A 17,933-nucleotide genomic window follows, 5' to 3' on the forward strand; every position below is an offset into this window, starting at 1 on the left:
CTGGCGGCCAGCCTGTTGTAGCTAGCTCAGTGAAGCGGATCAGATAGTCGATTCACCGCCCGTCGTCGAGCACCGGGTGCTCGACATCGGCGAGGGTGGCCTCGACGGCCCTGGCGAAGAGGACATCATGATCGATTCCGTACCCCGCTGCGAAGGCGCTGGCGATACGCGGGAAGCGGTCAGCCGGAAGCGTGGAGGCTGCTTCCAAATGGGCTGATTCCCGTCCGTCGCCGTCGGCGCCGGGAGGGGGACCCGCTGGGTCGCGACGTGACCCATGGTCATTCGCGCCCGCATCTGCGCCACGTCGAGCGCATCGCGAGGCGACAGGTCAGCCGGGCCGAGCGCCTCGAGGATCGCCTCCGTCGCGTCGAATGCTCGGGCGTGACGGCGGGGCGATGGCGATCAGGGGAATCGCCGCACCGATCGGTCTGGCCACGAGAGATTCACTACCCGCAATTCCGACACAACCGGCGGCCGTCATGGAGTTGGTGATCAGCGGGAAACGCTCACCGTCAAGGCTCCGCTCCGGATGGTGCCGGCCGAGTTGGTGAGTTCGATCTCGTAAACGTGGGCTCCGACCGATCGTCCAGTGACGGATACGGTGGCCACTTGATGGGCGGGGGTACTTGCTGTCAGCGTGCCGGACGCGACGGGTTCGCCGTCCTCGAAGAACCGGTACGAGATGGCGTTGGTGCCCCACCACAGGTTGGAGGTGACGGTGTAGGCGCCGTCGCCGTCCCAGTTGTCCGAGCTGAGCGCCGGGCGTGCCGGAAGGGCGTCGCTGACGGTGACCGTGACGGGCTGCACCGAGGTGCTCCCCTTCGAGTTCACCAGCTCCCCGGTGTACTGATAGACGCCGTTGCGGAGTCCGGAGATCTGCACCGACGTCGACTGCGCGCCGGGCGTCGCCGCCGTCAGCGGAACCGTCGCGACGAGCTGGCCGTTCTCGAACAGGCGGAAGGTGGTGGCGTTTTCGCCCCACCACAGGTTCACGGTGACGCGGAAGTCGCCATCCTGCAGCCCGGTGTCCCAGCCGTTGTCGGAGGAGAGCACGCCTCTGGCGGGCGCCGCGCTCGCGCCGTCATCCATGATGACGGTGATGGTGGCTTTCGCGATGCCGACCCAGCCGGCCGCATCGGTCTCGGTCACCACTGCGTCGGTGTAGACGCCGGGCGTGAACGGTGCCGTGCTGCGCGCCTTCCACACCAGGTCATCGCTGACAGTGGCGGTGGCCAGCACGGTTCCTCCCGCCGAGGTGACCGTGATCGCGTCGCCGGCGGTGGTGCCGGTTCCGGTGATCGCGTCGCCCGGCACGAGCTGCTGCGCAGAGAACACCGGCCGAGGCGCGGTCGGCAGGTCGGCGACACTCGTGTCGGTGAACCGCACAGCTGATGCCCGGAGGAACCCGTCCTGGCCGGTCACCACCACGGTGGGCCGGTGGGCCGCGTCGAAGGAGAACTCGCCCAGGTCGAGCCAGGCGCCGCCGCTCGCCACCTGATCTGCCGGAATCGTCTTGTCCCCGTCGGCGGCCTTCACCACATAAGTGGCGCCCTTCGTGCTGGTCGTGCTCGCGGGCAGCGACACCTCCACCCGGTATTCGGCGTCATGAACCGCTGGTGCTGTCCAGGTGGCGGATGCGCCGGGCGCCTTAGGGATTTCGGCGTACACCGATGGGTGACCGCCCGGTCCCATGAGCGCGCTCGCGAGCCAGCTGCCGGTGGTGCTGAATGGCAGCGATCCGTCGGCGCGTGGAGACTTGTCCGCAGTCGACACCACGATCGGGCATCGCTCGCCGGGCGCTGTGACCGAGGCCGAGGCATCCGATACCGATCGGCCGAGGATCGCTGAGACGGCATAGTCGCCGGGATGCTGACCGAGCTTGCCGAGGGCGAACTCTGTGCCGATCACTGTGGTGGACGTGGTCTCGCCGCAGTTCTCGCCGGTCACGACGTAGCCGTCCGCACCGGAGTCGTCCCACACCAGGAACGCGTCGTCGCCCCGGTTGGTCAGCCGCACGCCGGTCGGCAGTGTTGCTGCCCCGGTGGGTGTCTCCGCCCGGGTGCGGACGCTTCCCGACCACGCTTCCGAGGACCCGCCCGGGCCCTGCGCAGTGACGGTGACCGTGTAGTCGCGCTGGGGGCTGAGGCCGTCGATCGGGATGAGGTCGACCGCCGAGCGCTCGATGTCGTATCCGGCGTCGACGCCATCGCCCGTCACCGTGACGTGGTATCGCTCGGTGCGGTTCGATGGCGTGAGGACGATGCCAGCGGTGTTCGATCCGGCGATCAGGCCGTGCACATCGAGGACCGGTGTGCCGGCGGATGCGAGCGGAGTTCCACGCAACGCCTCACTCCAGGCGGAGACTGCCGCGCCTGCCGCCGTCACCTCGCGGATGCGTACATCGACCGCCACACCGGGCTCGAGGTTCTCGATGCGTGTGCCGGGTCGGTTCTTGGTCGTGTACGAGGTGACATCCTCGCCGGTCGCGGCGTCGGTGACGTGAACCTCGAAAGTTCCGTCGCGGGTCGCGCTGGAGTATCCGAGCACCAGCCCGCCCTCGATCGGTTCGAGGTTCACGACCTTGGGGGGAACGGTGAGCGAGCCGGTCGGAGTTCCCTTCGCCGAGTCGCTCGCGCCGGGCCCGGAGGATCCGACCGCCGACACCGTGACGGTGTACTCGGTCCCGTTCGATAGCCCGGCCAGATCGGCGAACAGTTCACGCGTCGTGACGGACTTGGTGGAACCGTCCGGCGCGGTGGCGACGACCTTGTACGAGCCGATGCCGGCCGCATCCTGGAACCGCACCCGAAGGGTGCCACTCGCGGCAACCACGTCGCGGATCTCAGGTGCGCTCGGCTTCGCCGCATCCGTCGTCGACACCGCCACCTCGTAGCCGGTCACCGACAGCAGCGTCGCGCGGAGCCTGGTGGCCTTCGCGCTCGCAGCCCACGCCACGGGAACGTCGAACGCAGCGGCACCCGGTGCGATCTCAGGCAGGCCGATCATCGTGCCTCCGACGACGGCACCGCTCGCATCGAACGCCTGCAGGCTCACCCGGTAGTCGCGCAGCACATTAGACGGGCCCGCAGTGGGAACTGCGCCGGAGGGGGTGATCGAGACCACCCCCAATCCGCCGCCTGAAGCTACCGCGACGTCGGCGAGGGAGAACGACGCGACGGGCGCGTTCGCCACCTGCACCTCGTCGTATGCTGCCTTGAGGCGACCCCAGACGTCGCCGTTCCCCCAGCCGCGCACCAGGTTCTCGCTCGATCCGCTGTAATCGCTGCGGTAGTCGTTGTACGTCCACTGCGACCAGCCGAACACGAAGTCGCGGGTCTTGAAGTTCGCCGCGGTGCTGTCGGTGCCCGTCGCGAAGTCCAGCCATTCCCGGTTGATCGGGAAGGAGAAGCCGTCTGGGCTGTATTCGGAGATGAAGATCGGCTTCGTGGGGTAGAAGCCGTGCACCTTGTCGGGACCTCCGCCGTAGTTGCCGTACAGGTTGATGCTCACGAAGTCCATGTAGATGGCTCCGTCCTGTGCAGCCGTGGCCGTCTCCGCGCGCTCGACCTTGTTGTTGGCGTGGGTGACGAACCGGCTGGGATCGATCAGGTGCGAGTAGTCGGCCATGGCCTTCAGGTACACGCGACCCTGCGCCGTATTCGACTCGATCTCGTTGGCGACGGAATGCGCGAAGGTGCTGGCGTGGTTGAAGTCCCGCTCCACCATCTCGCGGAATTCATGCTTGATCTGGTCGATGTCGTTCGTCAGGTTGCGCGACGTCCCCCAGACCGGCACCTCGTCGATGAGGATCATGCCGATCTCGTCGGCGTAGTCGAGCAGTTCCGGCGACTGCGCGTAGTGCATGATGCGGGTGATGTTCATTCCGGATGCCTTCATCCGGTCGAGATCGCGGCGAACGACCCAGGTGGGCTCGACGTTCCCATTGACCGGGTCGTCGGAGACGCGGTTCCCGCCTGCCAGCTTCAGGATCTCGCCGTTGAGGAGCATCTTGGTACCGTCCATGCGGAACTCGCGAATGCCGAAGCGGTCACTCTGCGTCGCGTCGTCAGCGTCGGACGGCGAGTCGAGGGCAAGATCGAGGCGGTAGAGATTCGGGTCGTCCATGTTCCAGAGCGCGAATGACCCCGGTGCCAGATCTGCGGCGAGGACGGCCTCGGCCGAGCCACCCGCCGGCACCGCCACGTTGGCGTGCAGGCCGTCGATGACGACGGCCCCGGTGCTCGCATCGATGATCGTTCCAGAGACAGACACCGTGCGGTCCTCGCCGGCGGCGTTGTCCAGGAATACGGTCGACTCGACGCGGGCGGTGCCTGCCGTGAGGTCGGGCTTGGCGACGATCTGCTGCCGGTTCACCGTCACCTCACCGGTCTTAACCAGGTCGACGGAGCGCGAGATGCCGCCCCACGACCACCAGGCTCCCTGCTGGAACGAGTTGTCGGCGAGTACAACGAGGGTGTTCTCTCCGTCGACGAGATGCTTGGTCACGTCGAAGCGGAACGGCGTGTAGCCGCCCTTGTGGGAACCGAGCTTGACGCCATTCAGCCAGACGGTTGCGTCGTTGTAGACGGCGCCGAAGGTGAGCCAGGCGCGCTCGCCCGCGGCGGCGCTCAGGTTTCCAGTCTCGAAGGTACGGCGGTACCAGGCCGCGCCCTGATAGGTACCCAGGTCGTCGTGCAGGTCCCAGTTGCCGGGTACCTGCTGAGTGCGCCAGCCGTCGATGGGCGTCTCCGGAAGTGCGAAGCCAGCGGCCTGGCCCACCTCGTCCTTGTCGGTGATGAACTTCCAGGGGCCGTCCAGAGAGATCGACGACTGGCCGCCGGTGACCTCGTGGCCGGGACGGTCGGACGCCGCGGCGGTCGCGGGCGTCCACTGGCCCGTGCCCGAGACCTCCCCGTCACCGGGCGCGGGGTCGACCGGATCCGGCGGATCCACGGGGGCGACCCAGGGGCATCCCGCCGCCGTGGCGGGCTGATCGGCAGGTGTCGTGGTGACGGGATCGATCGAGATGGAGCCGAAGCTCACCTTGCTCTTGTAGGAGCCGAACCCGATGGTTCCTCCGGCGGTCGGAGAGTCCACAGCTCCGATCAGCTGGCCGTCCGCAAAGACGGCGGTGATCCCACCGGCACGGCGAACCAGGAGGTCGACCCATTGCCCCTGGCCCACTGGGGAGATGCCTTGGCAAAGATACGCACCCGCGACCGGCTTGGAGATCTGGAACTTGCCGCGCCCTGCGCTGTCGAAGCCGGTGAACTGCGGGCTGATGCCCGTGCTCTTCCAGTTGCTTAGGTCGCGCATGTCGAGCATGAGGGTCACGGTGCCCTGAGCGTCGACCGCGTCGATCTTGACAGAGGTGCGCAGCTCATAGGCGGAAGGCAGAGCAAGCGCAGCCGTCGGTCGGATGTAGCGGCCCGATGTCTGGCCCCTGGTGTCGATCCCGATGGTCCCGCCGGTCGTTGACCATTCGGGAGTGGTCGCTGTGATGGCCGTCCAGTCCGCGAGACCGTCGGCGAAGTCCTCGAGGTAGAAGGCCCCGGGCCCGACCGCGCCTGGCTCCTCAGCTGCCCCTGCGGCGCTGACGGCGCCCAGAGGGAGCAGGACCGCCACGGACGCGGCAAGGGAAATAGCACGGACGGACAGGCCTGGACGCACGGAGTTCTCCTTTGAACTGCATCTGAACAGCCCCGACGTTAGCCCACTCTGTGCACATAAGCAACGCATTAACCAAGCTCCGTGCACGTTATGCATACTGAATGCTCTTCGGGTCCGATTCGGTGCGCCGCGCGACGGCCAGGCGGAGCCGACGCGGGATGTGCAACAGTCGAATTGGTCGGGTCCACAAAGTCCAGCGCCCAATGCAGACGGTCTCGGCGAACAACGCATCCCTGGCCCGTGTCCCCGCTCACCGCCGGTGGTCGGCCGACTCGCTTGCCGAGCGTGGCCCGCGAGCGGGCGCAGAGCTCCGACTCACGCGTGCGATCTACCTGCGTCGGCCGGGCTGGTGGTGTCAGCGCGATGCTGTTCACAATGGCGAGTCCGAGTCCATGCCCGCGCGGCCCGGACGGTGCTGGGATACGGCCAGCACCGCGCACGAATGGTTCGGGCAGCGATCCGACGATGCGTGGTGTGACCTGCGGCCCGATATTCGAACCGGTGAGGGTTGCGCTCGGGGCTCACACGAAGAACTAGGAGTTCCGGTCGCTGTCCTCCGTCGGCACGGCCTTGCCGATCACCTGCGACGGGCCTGCCTACGAAACGAAGTCGTGCGTCTCGTCGGCAGCGCGGATCAGTCGTTCGCAGACGAACTGGTCCAGCGCACCTGCGGAAAGTCCAGAATCGGATGCACCGTGACACTACGCGTGACGGTGAAAGGTGCCCGTTGAACCTCTGCTACTGCCCACCCTTAACTTACGAGAGTATGGCTCTCACAGCGACCTTCAGAGAAAAGACCGGTAGAAGCGAATATCGCGATGCCCCACGACTCTTGGGAGTCCGGCGAAACTGAGACAAGTCCGGATTCTCGTGAGACTTGTCAAACCGCCGACGCACGGTGCCCCTGGAGGGACTCGAACCCCCAACCCTTTCCTTAGGACGGAACTGCTCTTCCATTGAGCTACAGAGGCTGACTGCACGAGTTTATCTGGTCCGAGCGGATGCGCCGACTGCGCCTGCCTGCAGAAGTCACGCCGGCATCTCGAGGCCTGACGCAGGTGCAGGGCCGCTGGACTCTGTCCATGGCCCCGCACCTGTGGCACTACGCCGATTCGGGTTCGGCACGTATTGAGACTACGGTGATCCGCCCAGTGCCCCACGGGGCTTGACAGCCGATCACATGGTCCGAGCTGTCTCGAGACGCTTCGGCTCACTACGCGATTCAACTTGATCAGGAACCGTTACAGTCCGAGCGCTACGCGTCAGGATCGACGACTTCGTCCTCACGGAGCACGCGCGATGGGCTGAACGGGCAGAGGTAGCCGACGGGCACCAGATCGGGGCCGGGCACACCCATCCGTGTCGCCCGGGACGGTTTGAGCGCCGGGGTGACGCGGATACCATGCTCTCGACAGACCTTCATGGCGTCAGCGCGGCTCCTCGTGCCGACCGAGGCTCGTGTCGGGAGCGCCCTCCGGGGCCGCCCCGGAGGTGTCGGTCGGCGAGCCTGTCGAGTAGTAGCTCACGAGCTCCTGCTCCTGAGCCGGATCGAGTCCGCCGTCGGATTCGATCCGAGGAGCGTGCTTGACCACATCCTTGCTGAAGGGAACGGAGACGTCGTCGTTCTCCCAGGTCGCATCGTTCAAGGGCACGAACGTGGAATGGCGGGTAAGCGTTCCCACGTTCACCACCGCCCAGGTCGGATGCCCGTCTGCGGCATCCACGAGAACGTGGGCGATCCGCCCGATCTTGTCATCATCGGTGCCGAAGAGCGTGGCGCCGACGATGCTCTGGATGTTATTCGACGGCAGCATCAGCCCGTCACCGACCCAGGCCGGCGCGGTCGACCTTACGATGGAATCGCATGCCGGCCGCCCCACCGAGCAGGGCGCCGCCGAGGCTGGCGAGCGCCAGCGCGACAGCGGTGATCACGCCGCCGAAGGTGACATCGCCCTCGTTGAGTGGGATGCGGGGGAAGCTGTTGACGTTCGCCAGGATGTTGAACTGGCTCCCGGCGATGGCGCCGACGATGGCCACGACGACGGCGATCACGACAGCCCAGAGCCACACGGCGAGGCCCTGCTTCACGCCGTCGAACCGGGCCATGCGTCCGGCGACGTATCCGCCGCAGTAGTACGAGACCAGGAGCACGACGACGAGCGCGATGGCCCCGACGATGCCGATCGTCGCGGCTTCATCCTCGTCGATGGATGCCTGCCCGTCTGTGGTGCCGAGGCCGACCGCAGCGCCTGTCGCCGCGACGAGGGCGGTCAGGATGACGGCGGTGCCTGTCGCGGTGAGCCATCCGAAGAAGGCCGAACCGAACTTGATGCCGCCGAACCTCTCGCGCTCGCGGTTGACGACCTCCTCGCGGAGCGTGCCGCGGTCCTCCACCGGCACCGACCCCGACGGGGCTGCCGTGGGTGGGTTCGTCTGAGACTGTGCCGTCTGGGCGGTTTCCGTCTGGACCGGTACCGTCTGGGCCGGTGTCGTCTGGGCCGGCACCGTCTGGGCTGGTGTCGTCTGGGGCGGAGTCATCTGGGGCCGACCATCATCGGCTTGTTCACGGTTCGTCATCGTCCTGGATCCTGTCGTGGTGAGGCGTGGTGTGTCGTTGCTGTGACGCCGGTTGGGGGCGTTCGCCCTTCGTCGGAGAGCGCACCGCTCAGCGAGCGGCCCTCCCTAAGTCAGCCATCCTTTTCGGATTGACAGGCCCGGGTCGACTGGTGCCGCCGCGGGGTCTACACTCTGCGGACACGCGGCGGCAGCAGAAGCCCCGGGGCGCCATTCGACACCCCGCCGTAGGATGCCAGCATGACGACCTGGCTCACCGAGGAGTTCATCGCCGGCGTGCAGCACGAACCGCTCGCCGTGACGTTCGGAGAACACGACCTCATCCTGAGGCGCAGCGACGCACGCCGAAACGGCACCCCCGGGTACGGCGCCGAGCTGGAGGTCGTGGAGGGCGATGTCGTGCTCGGATACATCACTCCGTACTCCGAGCACGAGCACGGAGCCGTGCGTGCGGATCAGTTCACCGTCGCGCTACCGGTGTTGCACCGCACACTCGACGGCGCTCTGGGCGAGATCCTCTGAGACGAGAATCCGACTCCGGATGCGGTGACTCCGGATGCATCGACTGACGGCATCCGTCAGCTGAGTCACGGACCTCCCAGCCAGTGCTCGATCCGGTGGGTGTCGGGGGCGAACCCGTGGCTCACTCCGTAGAGCACGGCCTGCGTGCGGCTCGTCGCCCCGATCTTGCGATAGACGGAGCGGATGTAGGACTTGACGGTGTTGGGGCTGAGGTAGGTGAGTCGCGCGACCTCCGCGTTGCTCTTGCCCTGGGTGATGAGCGCGAGGATCTCCGACTCGCGATCGGTGATCCCCTCCCGCTTCCCGGGCCAGTCCAGGCCCGGGGCGCTCGGCGCTCGACGGTTCTGCTCGCTGATCACGATCTCCCCCGCGTTCACCGCCTCGATGGCGGCGACGAGAGCTGCCGCCGTCAGCGTCTTCGACAGGTAGCCGTGCACGCCGAGTCGGCGGGCCTCCTCGATGAGATCGGGTTGGAAGTTCCAGGTGTAGACCACGACGTGACGGGCACGCGGATTGCGCATGAGCCCCGCGATCTCGCTCTGATCGGACTCCGGCTGCGCGAACGAGTCGTAGAGCACGACGTCGACGTAGTCCTCCATGGCGGCGTTGGCGTCGATCTCGGCGACGACGACTCGGTCGCGATAGTCGTCGAACAGGTGCGCCAGCCCCTTCAGCACCACGTCGTAATCGTCGACGAGGGCGACGGTGACTGGCCGAGTGGACGACGAGGACATACCCCATATCATTCCACCCCCAGGGGTGTACAGCCACACCCGCAGGGGTGGTTGACTCCGTATTATTGCCGAGCGGCGGCCCGCGCTGAACCCGGTGCACACCAGGCCGCACCCCGCTCTGCACCCAGAAGGAGAACATTCATGCTCGGTCTCATCATCAGCCTCATCGTCATCGGCCTCATCGCGGGCTTCATCGCTCGCGCTGTGATTCCCGGCAAGCAGAACATCGGCATCCTCATGACGATCCTCGTTGGCATCGTCGGCTCGTTCGTCGGCGGATTCCTCGGATTCCTGATCTTCCAGCACGACCCGATGGACGGCTTCTTCCAGCCCGCCGGCATCATCGGCTCCATCATCGGCGCGATCATCGTGCTGTTCCTCTACGTGCGCTTCGCCGGCGGCCGCAGCACCGCTCGCCGCTCCTAAGCGCTGGTCGCGAGGGCAGGCGAATCACCCGAACCCTCGCTGATCCAGCGGCGACGCGCTCGACTCTTCGGAGTCGGGCGCGTCGTGCGTTCCGCAGCCGTCAGCGGCAGCGACCGGCCGCCTCGATGATGGAGTCGTCGGGATAGCCGTATGCCTGCACACCGGTCGCATCGCCGGTGTGGCCCCATGCTGATCGACCACGCCGTCGCCCACTGTTCCTCGGTGGCGGCATCGTTCGGGTAGACGTCGAAGCACTTCGGGTGGATTGCATGGCCTACCTCGTGCGCCACGAGAGCCTGCGACCATCCGGACCCGTTGTTCCAGAGCGACGCGACGGTGTTGGTGAGGGTGATCATCGAGTACACCTCACTCGGTGAGTACCAGGTGCCCTCCGCTGTGCCCGCCATGCTGTCGCCCCAGCCGTAGCCGATCACGATGTCGGCCCAGTCGAAATCGAGCATGACGCCACCCGCGATCGACCGCGCGTACTCCTCCGCGGCGAGGCGCGTATCGAGGAGGGAGCCCGACTTCTCGGCCAGCTCGGCGTCCTGGCTCGACTTCAGTTCGCCCACCGCTGTGACGTAGCTGGCGAGTTCGGTCTCGGCTGCCGGCCACTCCGTCCAGCCGAGTCGTTCAGCGGAGCGATTCAGCGCATCGCGCGCCGTGTTCCGCGCCGAGGCGTAGCCGCCGATCACGGTCGGGGCGCTGGCCGCGACGGCCGTCATCGTGTCCTTGCCGGCCGACGCGACCTTACGATCGTCGGCGATGAGGCGCTTGATGAGCTTCTTGCCGTCAGCAGACCGGCGACCAGGCTGATCCACAGCCGCCGGCGACTCGGACGCTTCGGGACTCCATCGGCATCGGGAGAGATTTCGGCACCGGCACCGGACTCGGCACTGGTCTCAGCACCGGCATCCGCAGCGAGATCATCCGCAGCGACGGGAGCTGCGGCATCCGCATCGGGTGTCGGGAGAAGGTCGGACCCGGGGTCGTCGATCGTGGTCACTGGCGGTCCTCAGGCTCGTGGCGTCATGCCATGCTGCCACGCACGCCAGACGCCCCAGCGCCAATCCGCCCCGCCAGTTCGGGAGTCGGCGGATGCCTCTGGACTACGCCGGCGGCGGGTAGAGGTACAGCGCCGCATCGCCGACACCGATGGTGCGGCGGTGGTAGTTGTGATCGGAGTTCTGGTTGTACTCCTCGATCGTCACGGTGCCGTCACCGTTGACGGACTGCACGTAGGCCACGTGGTTGCCGGTGAACCAGGCGACGGATCCGACGATCGGGTCGTGGCTGACCTGCCAGCCGTTCGCGTACCAGGCGTTGGCCCAGTTCCACGCGCTGCCGCCGCCGGGCGTGAGGTTCGACCAGACCCAGCGGAACGGTCCGGTCGCACCGGCGTCGCGGTTGAGGCGCCAGGCGACGAAGTCGACGCACTCGCGGTACTCGTAGTTGAGGGGTGAGAGCACGCCGACGGGTCCGCCGGGCCACGGGTAGTCGTCGCCCTCCTGGCGCTGCGCCGGTACGGAGTACGTTCCGACCTGCGCCGCGAGCTCCGCCGCGGCCTGGGCGCGGGCGGCAGCCTCTGCCTCGGCGGTCTGCCGGCGGATCTCCTCGCCGCTCACGGCGGTGTAGCCGTCGCGCGCGACGGTGATCTTCGCGGCGGAACTCGAGACGTCGACCTCTTGGGCCGAGGCGACCGCGAGTTCGTGCGTCCCGGACTCGGAGTACTCCGATCCGCTCGTCGGCGCGAAGGCGTAGGCGGGCAGGGCAACGGTGAGGAACAGACCGGGAACGACGACGAGGGCCACGATCGCGCCGAACGGGTTCTTGCGTCGGCGGGTGGGCTTCGACGTCGAGGCGGGTCCTCGCGGAGGGGCTCCCGCTCCGGATGCCGCGGCTCGAGCGGCCGAGGGCGAGACCGAGGCGCGCACGGTCGGTATTGCGACGGGCTCCACCGCAGTGGCAGCAACCTCGGGCGCGGCCGATGCGCCAGCGGGCGCTGGCGATGCGGCAGGAGATGCGGCAGGAGACGCGGCTGGCGGCCCGACGATGATCGGGGCTGTGCGCGGCTCGGCGGCATCCGCTCGCTCATCGCGGCCGACGACGGCGCCCGGCGTCGGCCACTGCTGGGCCGGAACGGATCCAGTGGTGGTCGCCTGCGACCCGTCGCGCTGGGCGCGGAGCGAACGACGCGTGGGGAGCTCGGCGGGTAGACCTGTTCCGGTGGTCTCCGGTGCCGACTCAGGTGCGAGTCGGTCGGGGTTGCCGGATTCAGTCACAGATCGTCCTCCGAGGTGCTGGTGGGCACCACGTCGTCGTACATGGGGGCACGTCGCCCGGCGGAGAGGGGGAGCTCCCGCGGCGCGACCTGCCCCAGACTACGTGATAGCCCCGAGGTTGTCACGGTGCGAAACGGGTAGGCGTTCCGGTGCGCCTGAGAGGGCTCTCATGCCGACGGACGCGCCGCCCGACGCCATCCGACGGATGCCGCGCCGCACGCCTCACGCGGCCAGCGTCAGGAACTCGTCCCACTGCGGCTCGGAGCGCTCGAAGCCGCGCACCAGCCACGCCGTGCCCTGCGGCATCGTCGGCGTGATGCGCAGGTGCCAGCCCATCTCGTTCGGGGTGCGGTCAGCCTTCACGTTGTTGCAGCGCACGCAGCACGCCACGAGGTTCTCCCACGAGTCGCGGCCGCCGCGCGAGCGGGGCAGCACGTGGTCGATCGTCGCGGCCGACTTCCCGCAGTATCCGCAGCGGTGATTGTCGCGTCGCAGCACGCCGCGGCGGCTCACCGGCACGTCGCGGGCGTAGGGAATACGCACGTAGCGCGTCAGCAGGATGACCGACGGGCGATCCCAGGAACCCGACTGCCCCCACACAGGGTGATCGGCGTCGTACTGCAGCAGGACGGCCTTGCCGTTCATCACCAGGATGAGCGCTCGTTTGAACGAGATGACGGCCAGCGGCTCGTAGCCGGCGTTGAGGACCAGTGTGCGCATGTCTCTCCCTCTCGAATGAGGCTGGACGGCTTCCAGCCATTCGAACTACCCAGACGAGCGGGTCTTCAGGAGCGAGGGCGAACAGAAAAGGGCACCGTCACGAAGACAGTGCCCTACCAACCACACGAATGCGGTGTTGCGTGCGACTCGAATGCCGGCGCACGAACGCACAGCGGTCATCCATGGTGCGGATGCTGCTCTGCTCGTGCATCGACTCTCCCGAGAACTCGTTTGTCAGAGCTTCAGGCTAAACCACACCGGAGGAACACTCACCATCAGGCACGCCGCGCGCGCGTGACGTCATCCGTTCGTCACAGATCGTTCACGCCGCTGTGCGATTCCCGGATGCCGCCGGATGCCGCAGACGGATCCCGCAGCGCTTCGTCGACGGATGCCGCTCAGATGCCGAGGCGAACGATCGTGTAGTCGCCGGTCCAGATGGGCTGCACCCGCACGGACGCGCCCTCGTAGGGAGCGTGCAGGATGTTGCCGTTGCCGGCGTAGAAGCCGTCGTGGCCGTCCATGATCACGAGGTCACCGGGCTGGGCGTCGGCGAGGGAGATGGGGGTGCCCATGGCGCCCTGGCCCGACGAGGAGTGCGGGAGGCTGACGCCGAACTGGGCGAAGACGTACTGCACGTAGCCCGAGCAGTCGAAGCCGGCCGGGGTGTTGCCGCCGTAGACGTAGGGAACGCCCTGGTACTGCAGCGCCACGTTGTAGACGGCGGCGAGGTCGAAGCCGCCGGGGAACGGCGGGCTGGCGAGCAGGTCGCCCACGGTGGGACCGGAGAAGGCCGCACTGTATGCGGTCATCTCGCTGGCGGCGGTGGCTGCGGCCTGAGCGGCTGCGGCCGCAGCGGCGGCAGCGGCAGCGGCGTCGATGGAGGCCTTGGTCGTGGCGTCGTAGCCGTCGCGCGCGACGGTGATGGTGGCGGCCTGCTTGTCGACGGTCACCTCCTGCTCACCCGCCTTCATGGCGCGGTTGACGTCGGACTCGGCGAACGCCTGGTCGCCGACGCCGGGCGCGCTGGCGTACGCGGGAAGCGCGACGGTGGCCACGAGGCCGACGGCGACGGCCATAACGGTGAGGTTCGAAGCCACGCCACGGCGCTTGGCGCGGGGCTTGGGCTTCGCGATCGCAGCGCCGGGTACAGCCTCGATCGTTCTGGAATTGTCTCGTGGGTCACGACGTGTGTGTAGCTGGGCCAAAGTCACCTCCGGCGCCTCCGACAGCCCTGGGGCTGGTCCGTCCACTGCGGGTATCGCGTGCGTATCGGAAGGTCAAGAGACGGGATGGGAGGCGTCTTGTTCCGAGTCCTTCGACCAGGGGGGATGGTCTGTGGGACTCCTCGACGCTAGCCCAAGGTCGCGGTTATGTCACATCCTCTTTCCCGACAGGCCGCCTTTGAGAGCGGTTTCTCAGTCTGGGGAGGACGACCGGATCAGGCCTCGACGAAGATGTGGCCGGCTGATTCGTTGGGCAGCTCGAGGCCCCCGTCGACGCCGTCGACCTCGATGCGCACGTATGAGCCGGCGTTCGAGAACGACGCCTGGGCACCGGGAAGGATGCCGAACTGCTTGAGCTGCGCGAGGAGTTCGGGGTCGAACTGCACGGGCTCTGCGAGGCGACGGATGCGGCCGGGCACGGCGGTTCCCCCCTCGGCGACCAGCGCCACGATGTTCACGACACCGGTCATGAAGGGGGTCGATGCCGGCTCGCCCAGCTCTTCCAGTCCCGGGATCGGGTTGCCGTAGGGCGACTCGGTGGGGTGATCGAGAATCTCGAGGAGCTTCCGCTCCACCTGCTCGCTCATCACATGCTCCCAGCGGCATGCCTCCTCGTGCACGAACTCCCACTCGAGTCCGATCACGTCGGAGAGGAGGCGCTCGGCCAGGCGGTGCTTGCGCATGACGTGCACGGCCTTCAGGCGTCCGGCATCCGTCAGCTCGAGGTGCCGGTCTCCCGAGACGACCACGAGACCGTCGCGCTCCATGCGGGCGATGGTCTGCGAGACCGTCGGTCCGGAGTGCCCAAGACGCTCGGAGATGCGAGCCCGAAGGGGAACGATGTTCTCCTCCTCGAGATCGAGGATGGTGCGGAGATACATCTCCGTCGTGTCGATGAGGTCCGTCACTCACGCCTCCCCTGTCGCCTTGGCACGTACCCGGTAAGCCTACCCGTCCGCCGGCGTCACTCGCCGTCACTCGCTGGAGGCTCCATCTAGAATCTACGCATGCCCCAGCTGACCATCCCCACGTCACTCCTGCCCGCCGACGGTCGCTTCGGGTGCGGCCCGTCGAAGGTGCGCGCCGAGCAGCTCGAGTACCTCGTCTCGGCCGGCGCCGCCATCCTCGGCACCTCTCACCGCCAGGCTCCGGTGAAGGATCTCGTGGGCCGCGTGCGCTCCGGCGTCTCCGAGCTGTTCCGGGCGCCCGACGGCTACGAGGTCGTGCTCGGCAACGGCGGATCGAGCGCCTTCTGGGACGCCGCCGCCTTCGGTCTCATCGAGAACCGCAGCCAGAACCTCGTCTTCGGCGAGTTCGGCGGCAAGTTCGCGGCCGCCGCGAAGACTCCGTGGCTGCAGGCCCCCGACGTGCGCACCTCCCCCGCAGGGTCGCGCACCCATGCTGAGGCCGTTGCCGGTGTCGACGTCTACGCCTGGACCCACAACGAGACCTCGACCGGCGTCTCGGCTCCGATCGAGCGCGTGAACGGCGATGCCGGCGCCCTCACCGTGATCGACGCGACCAGTGCCGCCGGGGGCATCGACTTCGACGCGTCGCAGGTCGACGCCTATTACTTCGCTCCACAGAAGAACTTCGCCTCGGACGGAGGCCTCTGGCTGGCGCTCCTCTCCCCCGCGGCCCTCGAGCGCATCGATCGCATCGCGGCATCCGACCGCTACATCCCCGAGTTCCTGTCGCTGAAGAACGCCGTCGACAACTCGCGCCTCAACCAGACGCTCAACACTCCTGCGCTCGCGACACTGCTGCTGCTCGAGAACCAGCTCGAGTGGATGAACGGCAACGGCGGACTCGCCTGGACGTCGGCGCGCACCCGGGAGTCGTCCGACGTGCTCTACGAGTGGGCCGAGCGCGTCGACTACGCGACGCCTTTCGTGACGGATGCCGCCCACAGGTCGCAGGTCGTCGTCACCGTCGACTTCGTCGACGGGATCGACGCCGCCGCCATCGCCAAGACGCTGCGCGCCAACGGCATCGTCGACACGGAGCCCTACCGCAAGCTCGGCCGCAACCAGCTGCGCTTCGCGACCTTCGCGGCCATCGAGCCCGACGACGTGCGCGCTTTGGTGTCGTCGATCGAGTACGTGGTGGAGAACACGGCCCGCTGATCACGACCGATCGGTCGCAGCGAGCCCGTTGGCAGAGGCAGCGACGCAGTCGCCGCCGAAGCCGAGGGCCCTGCGCCGGTCCTCCGCTTCGGCGCGCTCGCTGTGCTCCCGGGCCTCTGCGAGCGGGGTTTAGGGTCGAAGCATGCGCATCTGGCTGAAGGACAGTGAGCGGAGACCCGATCCGGAGCCCGCTCGCGCCGATGGACGCAAAGCCGTCGTCGCCGGAACAGCCGTGTGGCTCATCGGCCTCATCGCCTGGTTCATCTGGGGCGAGATGCTCACCGACGCCGGCTTCGGCTGGTGGCTCTGGGCCTGCATCACCGGCATCGCATTCGGCGTCATCGGCCTCGTCGTCGTGCAGGTGATGCGCCGGAGCTGACGGCGTCAGCCCCGGGCGGGGTCACTCGTCTTCGGAGTCGTCTTCTTCGTCGTCGTCGTCTGACTCGTCGTCGTCTGACTCGTCGTCGTCTGACTCGTCGTCGTCTGACTCGTCGTCGTCGGAGTCGTCGGAGTCGTCTTCATCGTCGTCGTCGGAGTCGTCTTCATCGTCATCGTCCGACTCATCGTCGTCATCCGACTCGTCGTCATCCGTCTCGTCGTCGTCGTCCGACTCCGCACGACCATCGCCGAAGACGTCGACATCGAGGTCGTCGTCGAAGTCCTCGTCGTCCTCCTCGTCGAGCTCGTCGGCGTCGTCGCCCTCGGCCGCGGCCTCGGCTGCCGCAGCGGCGACGGCCTCCTGCGCGGCACGGTAGTCGGCGAGGCGGTCAGACCACGGCACCCAGTCGGGCGCCAGCAGGGCGTTCTCGCCGGGCATGAGCTCGGCCTCGAGCACTGTCGGCTCGGCGCCCTCGACACGGCCCAGGGTGACAGTCCAGTGCCAGCCGGGGTAGCCGGTCAGGCGCGTCTCGAACAGCAGCGACAACGCGTGCTCGCCCTCGACGATGTGCCCGGCGGGCTCGCCGATGGTCTCGACCGGCGTGATCTCGGCGAGAGCCGTGCGTGCCAGGGCCTCGGCGGCGAGAAGCACGTCGTCGGCGACGGGAGCCGGAGCTTCCGCGGGCGTCTCGGCCTCGTCGACATCGGCGTCGTCCGCCTCGGGAGAAGCGGTATCCGTCACAGAGTCCGCATCCGTCACCGTCACGTCATCGACGACCGACTCGACCTCGGAGGCGAGCTCAGCGTCTGTCGTTCCGTCGGTGTCAGGCATCCAGCTCGTCAGCCACCTTGCGCAGCAGCGTCGCGGTCATGCGCGTCTTGCTGCTGTCGGGGTAGTGTCCGCGGCGCAGGTCGCCGCCGACGCCGTCGAGGTACTTCACCAGGTCCTCGACGATGATCGCCATCTCCTGAGCGGGCTTGCGGTTGAGCTTCGCGAGACTCGGAGGGGTGTCGAGCACCCGCACCGAGAGGGCCTGCGGGCCGCGCTTGCCCTCGGCGATGCCGAACTCGAGGCGGCTGCCGGCCTTGACGACAGCGCCGGCGGGCAGAGCTGACGCCGGCAGGTGAACCTGCTGTCCGTCATCGGCGCTGATGAAGCCGAATCCCTTGTCCTCGTCGTAGAACTTGACCTTGCCGGTGGGCATACTGAACCTCGTCTTGTGTACGGGCGCGCCGAATCGCGACGCAGTCCTGCTCCTAGTTTAGAGGGGCGAC

Annotated in this window: 16 protein-coding genes and 1 tRNA gene; 4 read left to right on the forward strand and 13 right to left on the reverse strand. The window is 67.6% G+C overall.

Annotated features, from left to right (window positions below):
- Positions 1-52: 52 nt before the first annotated feature.
- The 5 genes from E4M00_RS17765 to E4M00_RS01670 form a co-directional block, all read right to left on the reverse strand.
- Complete coding sequence (locus E4M00_RS17765) at positions 53-208, reverse strand: hypothetical protein (RefSeq protein WP_167756791.1); 156 nt, start codon at positions 206-208, stop codon at positions 53-55.
- 284 nt (positions 209-492) lie between these two features.
- The gene (locus E4M00_RS01655; protein WP_135118828.1) at positions 493-5,625 is read right to left on the reverse strand and encodes a glycoside hydrolase family 2 TIM barrel-domain containing protein; all 5,133 of its coding nucleotides are present in this window, start codon (positions 5,623-5,625) and stop codon (positions 493-495) included.
- 944 nt (positions 5,626-6,569) lie between these two features.
- A tRNA-Arg gene (locus E4M00_RS01660) sits at positions 6,570-6,641 on the reverse strand.
- Between the two features lie 456 nt (positions 6,642-7,097).
- A complete protein-coding gene (locus E4M00_RS01665) occupies positions 7,098-7,484 on the reverse strand; it encodes a PRC-barrel domain-containing protein (protein WP_135118829.1) in 387 nt (128 codons plus the stop codon).
- 7 nt (positions 7,485-7,491) lie between these two features.
- Positions 7,492-8,208, reverse strand: a complete 717-nt coding sequence (locus E4M00_RS01670; RefSeq protein ID WP_240036777.1) for a hypothetical protein — start codon at positions 8,206-8,208, stop codon at positions 7,492-7,494.
- Between the two features lie 276 nt (positions 8,209-8,484).
- On the opposite strand from E4M00_RS01670, the gene E4M00_RS01675 reads away from it, so the two are divergent.
- Complete coding sequence (locus tag E4M00_RS01675) at positions 8,485-8,766, forward strand: hypothetical protein (protein ID WP_135118830.1); 282 nt, start codon at positions 8,485-8,487, stop codon at positions 8,764-8,766.
- A 65-nt stretch (positions 8,767-8,831) separates the two neighbouring features.
- Here the strand turns inward: E4M00_RS01675 and E4M00_RS01680 are convergent, their stop codons facing one another.
- Complete coding sequence (locus E4M00_RS01680) at positions 8,832-9,500, reverse strand: response regulator transcription factor (protein WP_135118831.1); 669 nt, start codon at positions 9,498-9,500, stop codon at positions 8,832-8,834.
- Between the two features lie 141 nt (positions 9,501-9,641).
- Between E4M00_RS01680 and E4M00_RS01685 the strand changes: the two genes are divergently transcribed.
- Complete coding sequence (locus E4M00_RS01685; protein ID WP_056166146.1) at positions 9,642-9,926, forward strand: GlsB/YeaQ/YmgE family stress response membrane protein; 285 nt, start codon at positions 9,642-9,644, stop codon at positions 9,924-9,926.
- Here E4M00_RS01685 and E4M00_RS01690 read toward each other — a convergent pair.
- From E4M00_RS01690 to E4M00_RS01710, 5 genes are all read right to left on the reverse strand, one after another.
- Positions 9,923-10,747 (reverse strand): hypothetical protein, encoded by an 825-nt coding sequence (locus E4M00_RS01690; RefSeq protein ID WP_135118832.1) that lies wholly within the window; start codon positions 10,745-10,747, stop codon positions 9,923-9,925. The genes E4M00_RS01685 and E4M00_RS01690 overlap by 4 nt on opposite strands.
- Positions 10,748-11,035: 288 nt before the next feature.
- A complete protein-coding gene (locus E4M00_RS01695) occupies positions 11,036-12,208 on the reverse strand; it encodes a CHAP domain-containing protein (protein WP_135118833.1) in 1,173 nt (390 codons plus the stop codon).
- Positions 12,209-12,430: 222 nt separating this feature from the next.
- On the reverse strand, positions 12,431-12,928 hold the full coding sequence (locus E4M00_RS01700) for an HNH endonuclease (protein ID WP_055820881.1): 498 nt from the start codon (positions 12,926-12,928) through the stop codon (positions 12,431-12,433).
- Positions 12,929-13,326: 398 nt separating this feature from the next.
- Entirely contained in the window at positions 13,327-14,028 is a 702-nt protein-coding gene (locus E4M00_RS17935) for a C40 family peptidase (protein ID WP_240036779.1), read from the reverse strand.
- A gap of 341 nt (positions 14,029-14,369) precedes the next feature.
- On the reverse strand, positions 14,370-15,062 hold the full coding sequence (locus tag E4M00_RS01710) for an iron-dependent transcriptional repressor DtxR (RefSeq protein WP_056166138.1): 693 nt from the start codon (positions 15,060-15,062) through the stop codon (positions 14,370-14,372).
- 99 nt (positions 15,063-15,161) lie between these two features.
- Between E4M00_RS01710 and serC the strand changes: the two genes are divergently transcribed.
- Both serC and E4M00_RS01720 read left to right on the forward strand, forming a co-directional pair.
- Positions 15,162-16,280, forward strand: coding sequence for a phosphoserine transaminase (serC, locus tag E4M00_RS01715; RefSeq protein ID WP_135118834.1), 1,119 nt, complete (start codon positions 15,162-15,164; stop codon positions 16,278-16,280).
- 142 nt (positions 16,281-16,422) lie between these two features.
- A complete protein-coding gene (locus E4M00_RS01720; protein ID WP_135118835.1) occupies positions 16,423-16,659 on the forward strand; it encodes a DUF2530 domain-containing protein in 237 nt (78 codons plus the stop codon).
- 21 nt (positions 16,660-16,680) lie between these two features.
- Here E4M00_RS01720 and E4M00_RS01725 read toward each other — a convergent pair whose 3' ends face one another.
- Both E4M00_RS01725 and E4M00_RS01730 read right to left on the reverse strand, forming a co-directional pair.
- Positions 16,681-17,490 carry a DUF3027 domain-containing protein gene (locus E4M00_RS01725; RefSeq protein ID WP_135118836.1) on the reverse strand — a complete coding sequence of 270 codons (810 nt, stop codon included), beginning with the start codon at positions 17,488-17,490 and terminating at the stop codon, positions 16,681-16,683.
- A complete protein-coding gene (locus tag E4M00_RS01730) occupies positions 17,483-17,863 on the reverse strand; it encodes a cold-shock protein (RefSeq protein ID WP_056166128.1) in 381 nt (126 codons plus the stop codon). Before E4M00_RS01730 ends, E4M00_RS01725 begins: the two co-directional genes overlap by 8 nt.
- Between the last annotated feature and the right edge of the window lie 70 nt (positions 17,864-17,933).

Source organism: Orlajensenia leifsoniae, assembly GCF_004570845.1.
Taxonomy (GTDB): Bacteria; Actinomycetota; Actinomycetes; order Actinomycetales; family Microbacteriaceae; genus Orlajensenia; species Orlajensenia leifsoniae.

What these genes read in the sequence shown, in the direction of transcription:
- E4M00_RS01665 (WP_135118829.1), bottom strand. Translation starts at nt 7,484, where the DNA reads ATGCTGCCGTCGAATAACATCCAGAGCATCGTCGGCGCCACGCTCTTC.
- E4M00_RS01670 (WP_240036777.1), bottom strand. Translation starts at nt 8,208, where the DNA reads ATGACTCCGCCCCAGACGACACCAGCCCAGACGGTGCCGGCCCAGACG.
- E4M00_RS01675 (WP_135118830.1), top strand. Translation starts at nt 8,485, where the DNA reads ATGACGACCTGGCTCACCGAGGAGTTCATCGCCGGCGTGCAGCACGAA.
- E4M00_RS01680 (WP_135118831.1), bottom strand. Translation starts at nt 9,500, where the DNA reads ATGTCCTCGTCGTCCACTCGGCCAGTCACCGTCGCCCTCGTCGACGAT.
- E4M00_RS01685 (WP_056166146.1), top strand. Translation starts at nt 9,642, where the DNA reads ATGCTCGGTCTCATCATCAGCCTCATCGTCATCGGCCTCATCGCGGGC.
- E4M00_RS01700 (WP_055820881.1), bottom strand. Translation starts at nt 12,928, where the DNA reads ATGCGCACACTGGTCCTCAACGCCGGCTACGAGCCGCTGGCCGTCATC.
- serC (WP_135118834.1), top strand. Translation starts at nt 15,162, where the DNA reads ATGCCCCAGCTGACCATCCCCACGTCACTCCTGCCCGCCGACGGTCGC.
- E4M00_RS01720 (WP_135118835.1), top strand. Translation starts at nt 16,423, where the DNA reads ATGCGCATCTGGCTGAAGGACAGTGAGCGGAGACCCGATCCGGAGCCC.
- E4M00_RS01725 (WP_135118836.1), bottom strand. Translation starts at nt 17,490, where the DNA reads ATGCCTGACACCGACGGAACGACAGACGCTGAGCTCGCCTCCGAGGTC.
- E4M00_RS01730 (WP_056166128.1), bottom strand. Translation starts at nt 17,863, where the DNA reads ATGCCCACCGGCAAGGTCAAGTTCTACGACGAGGACAAGGGATTCGGC.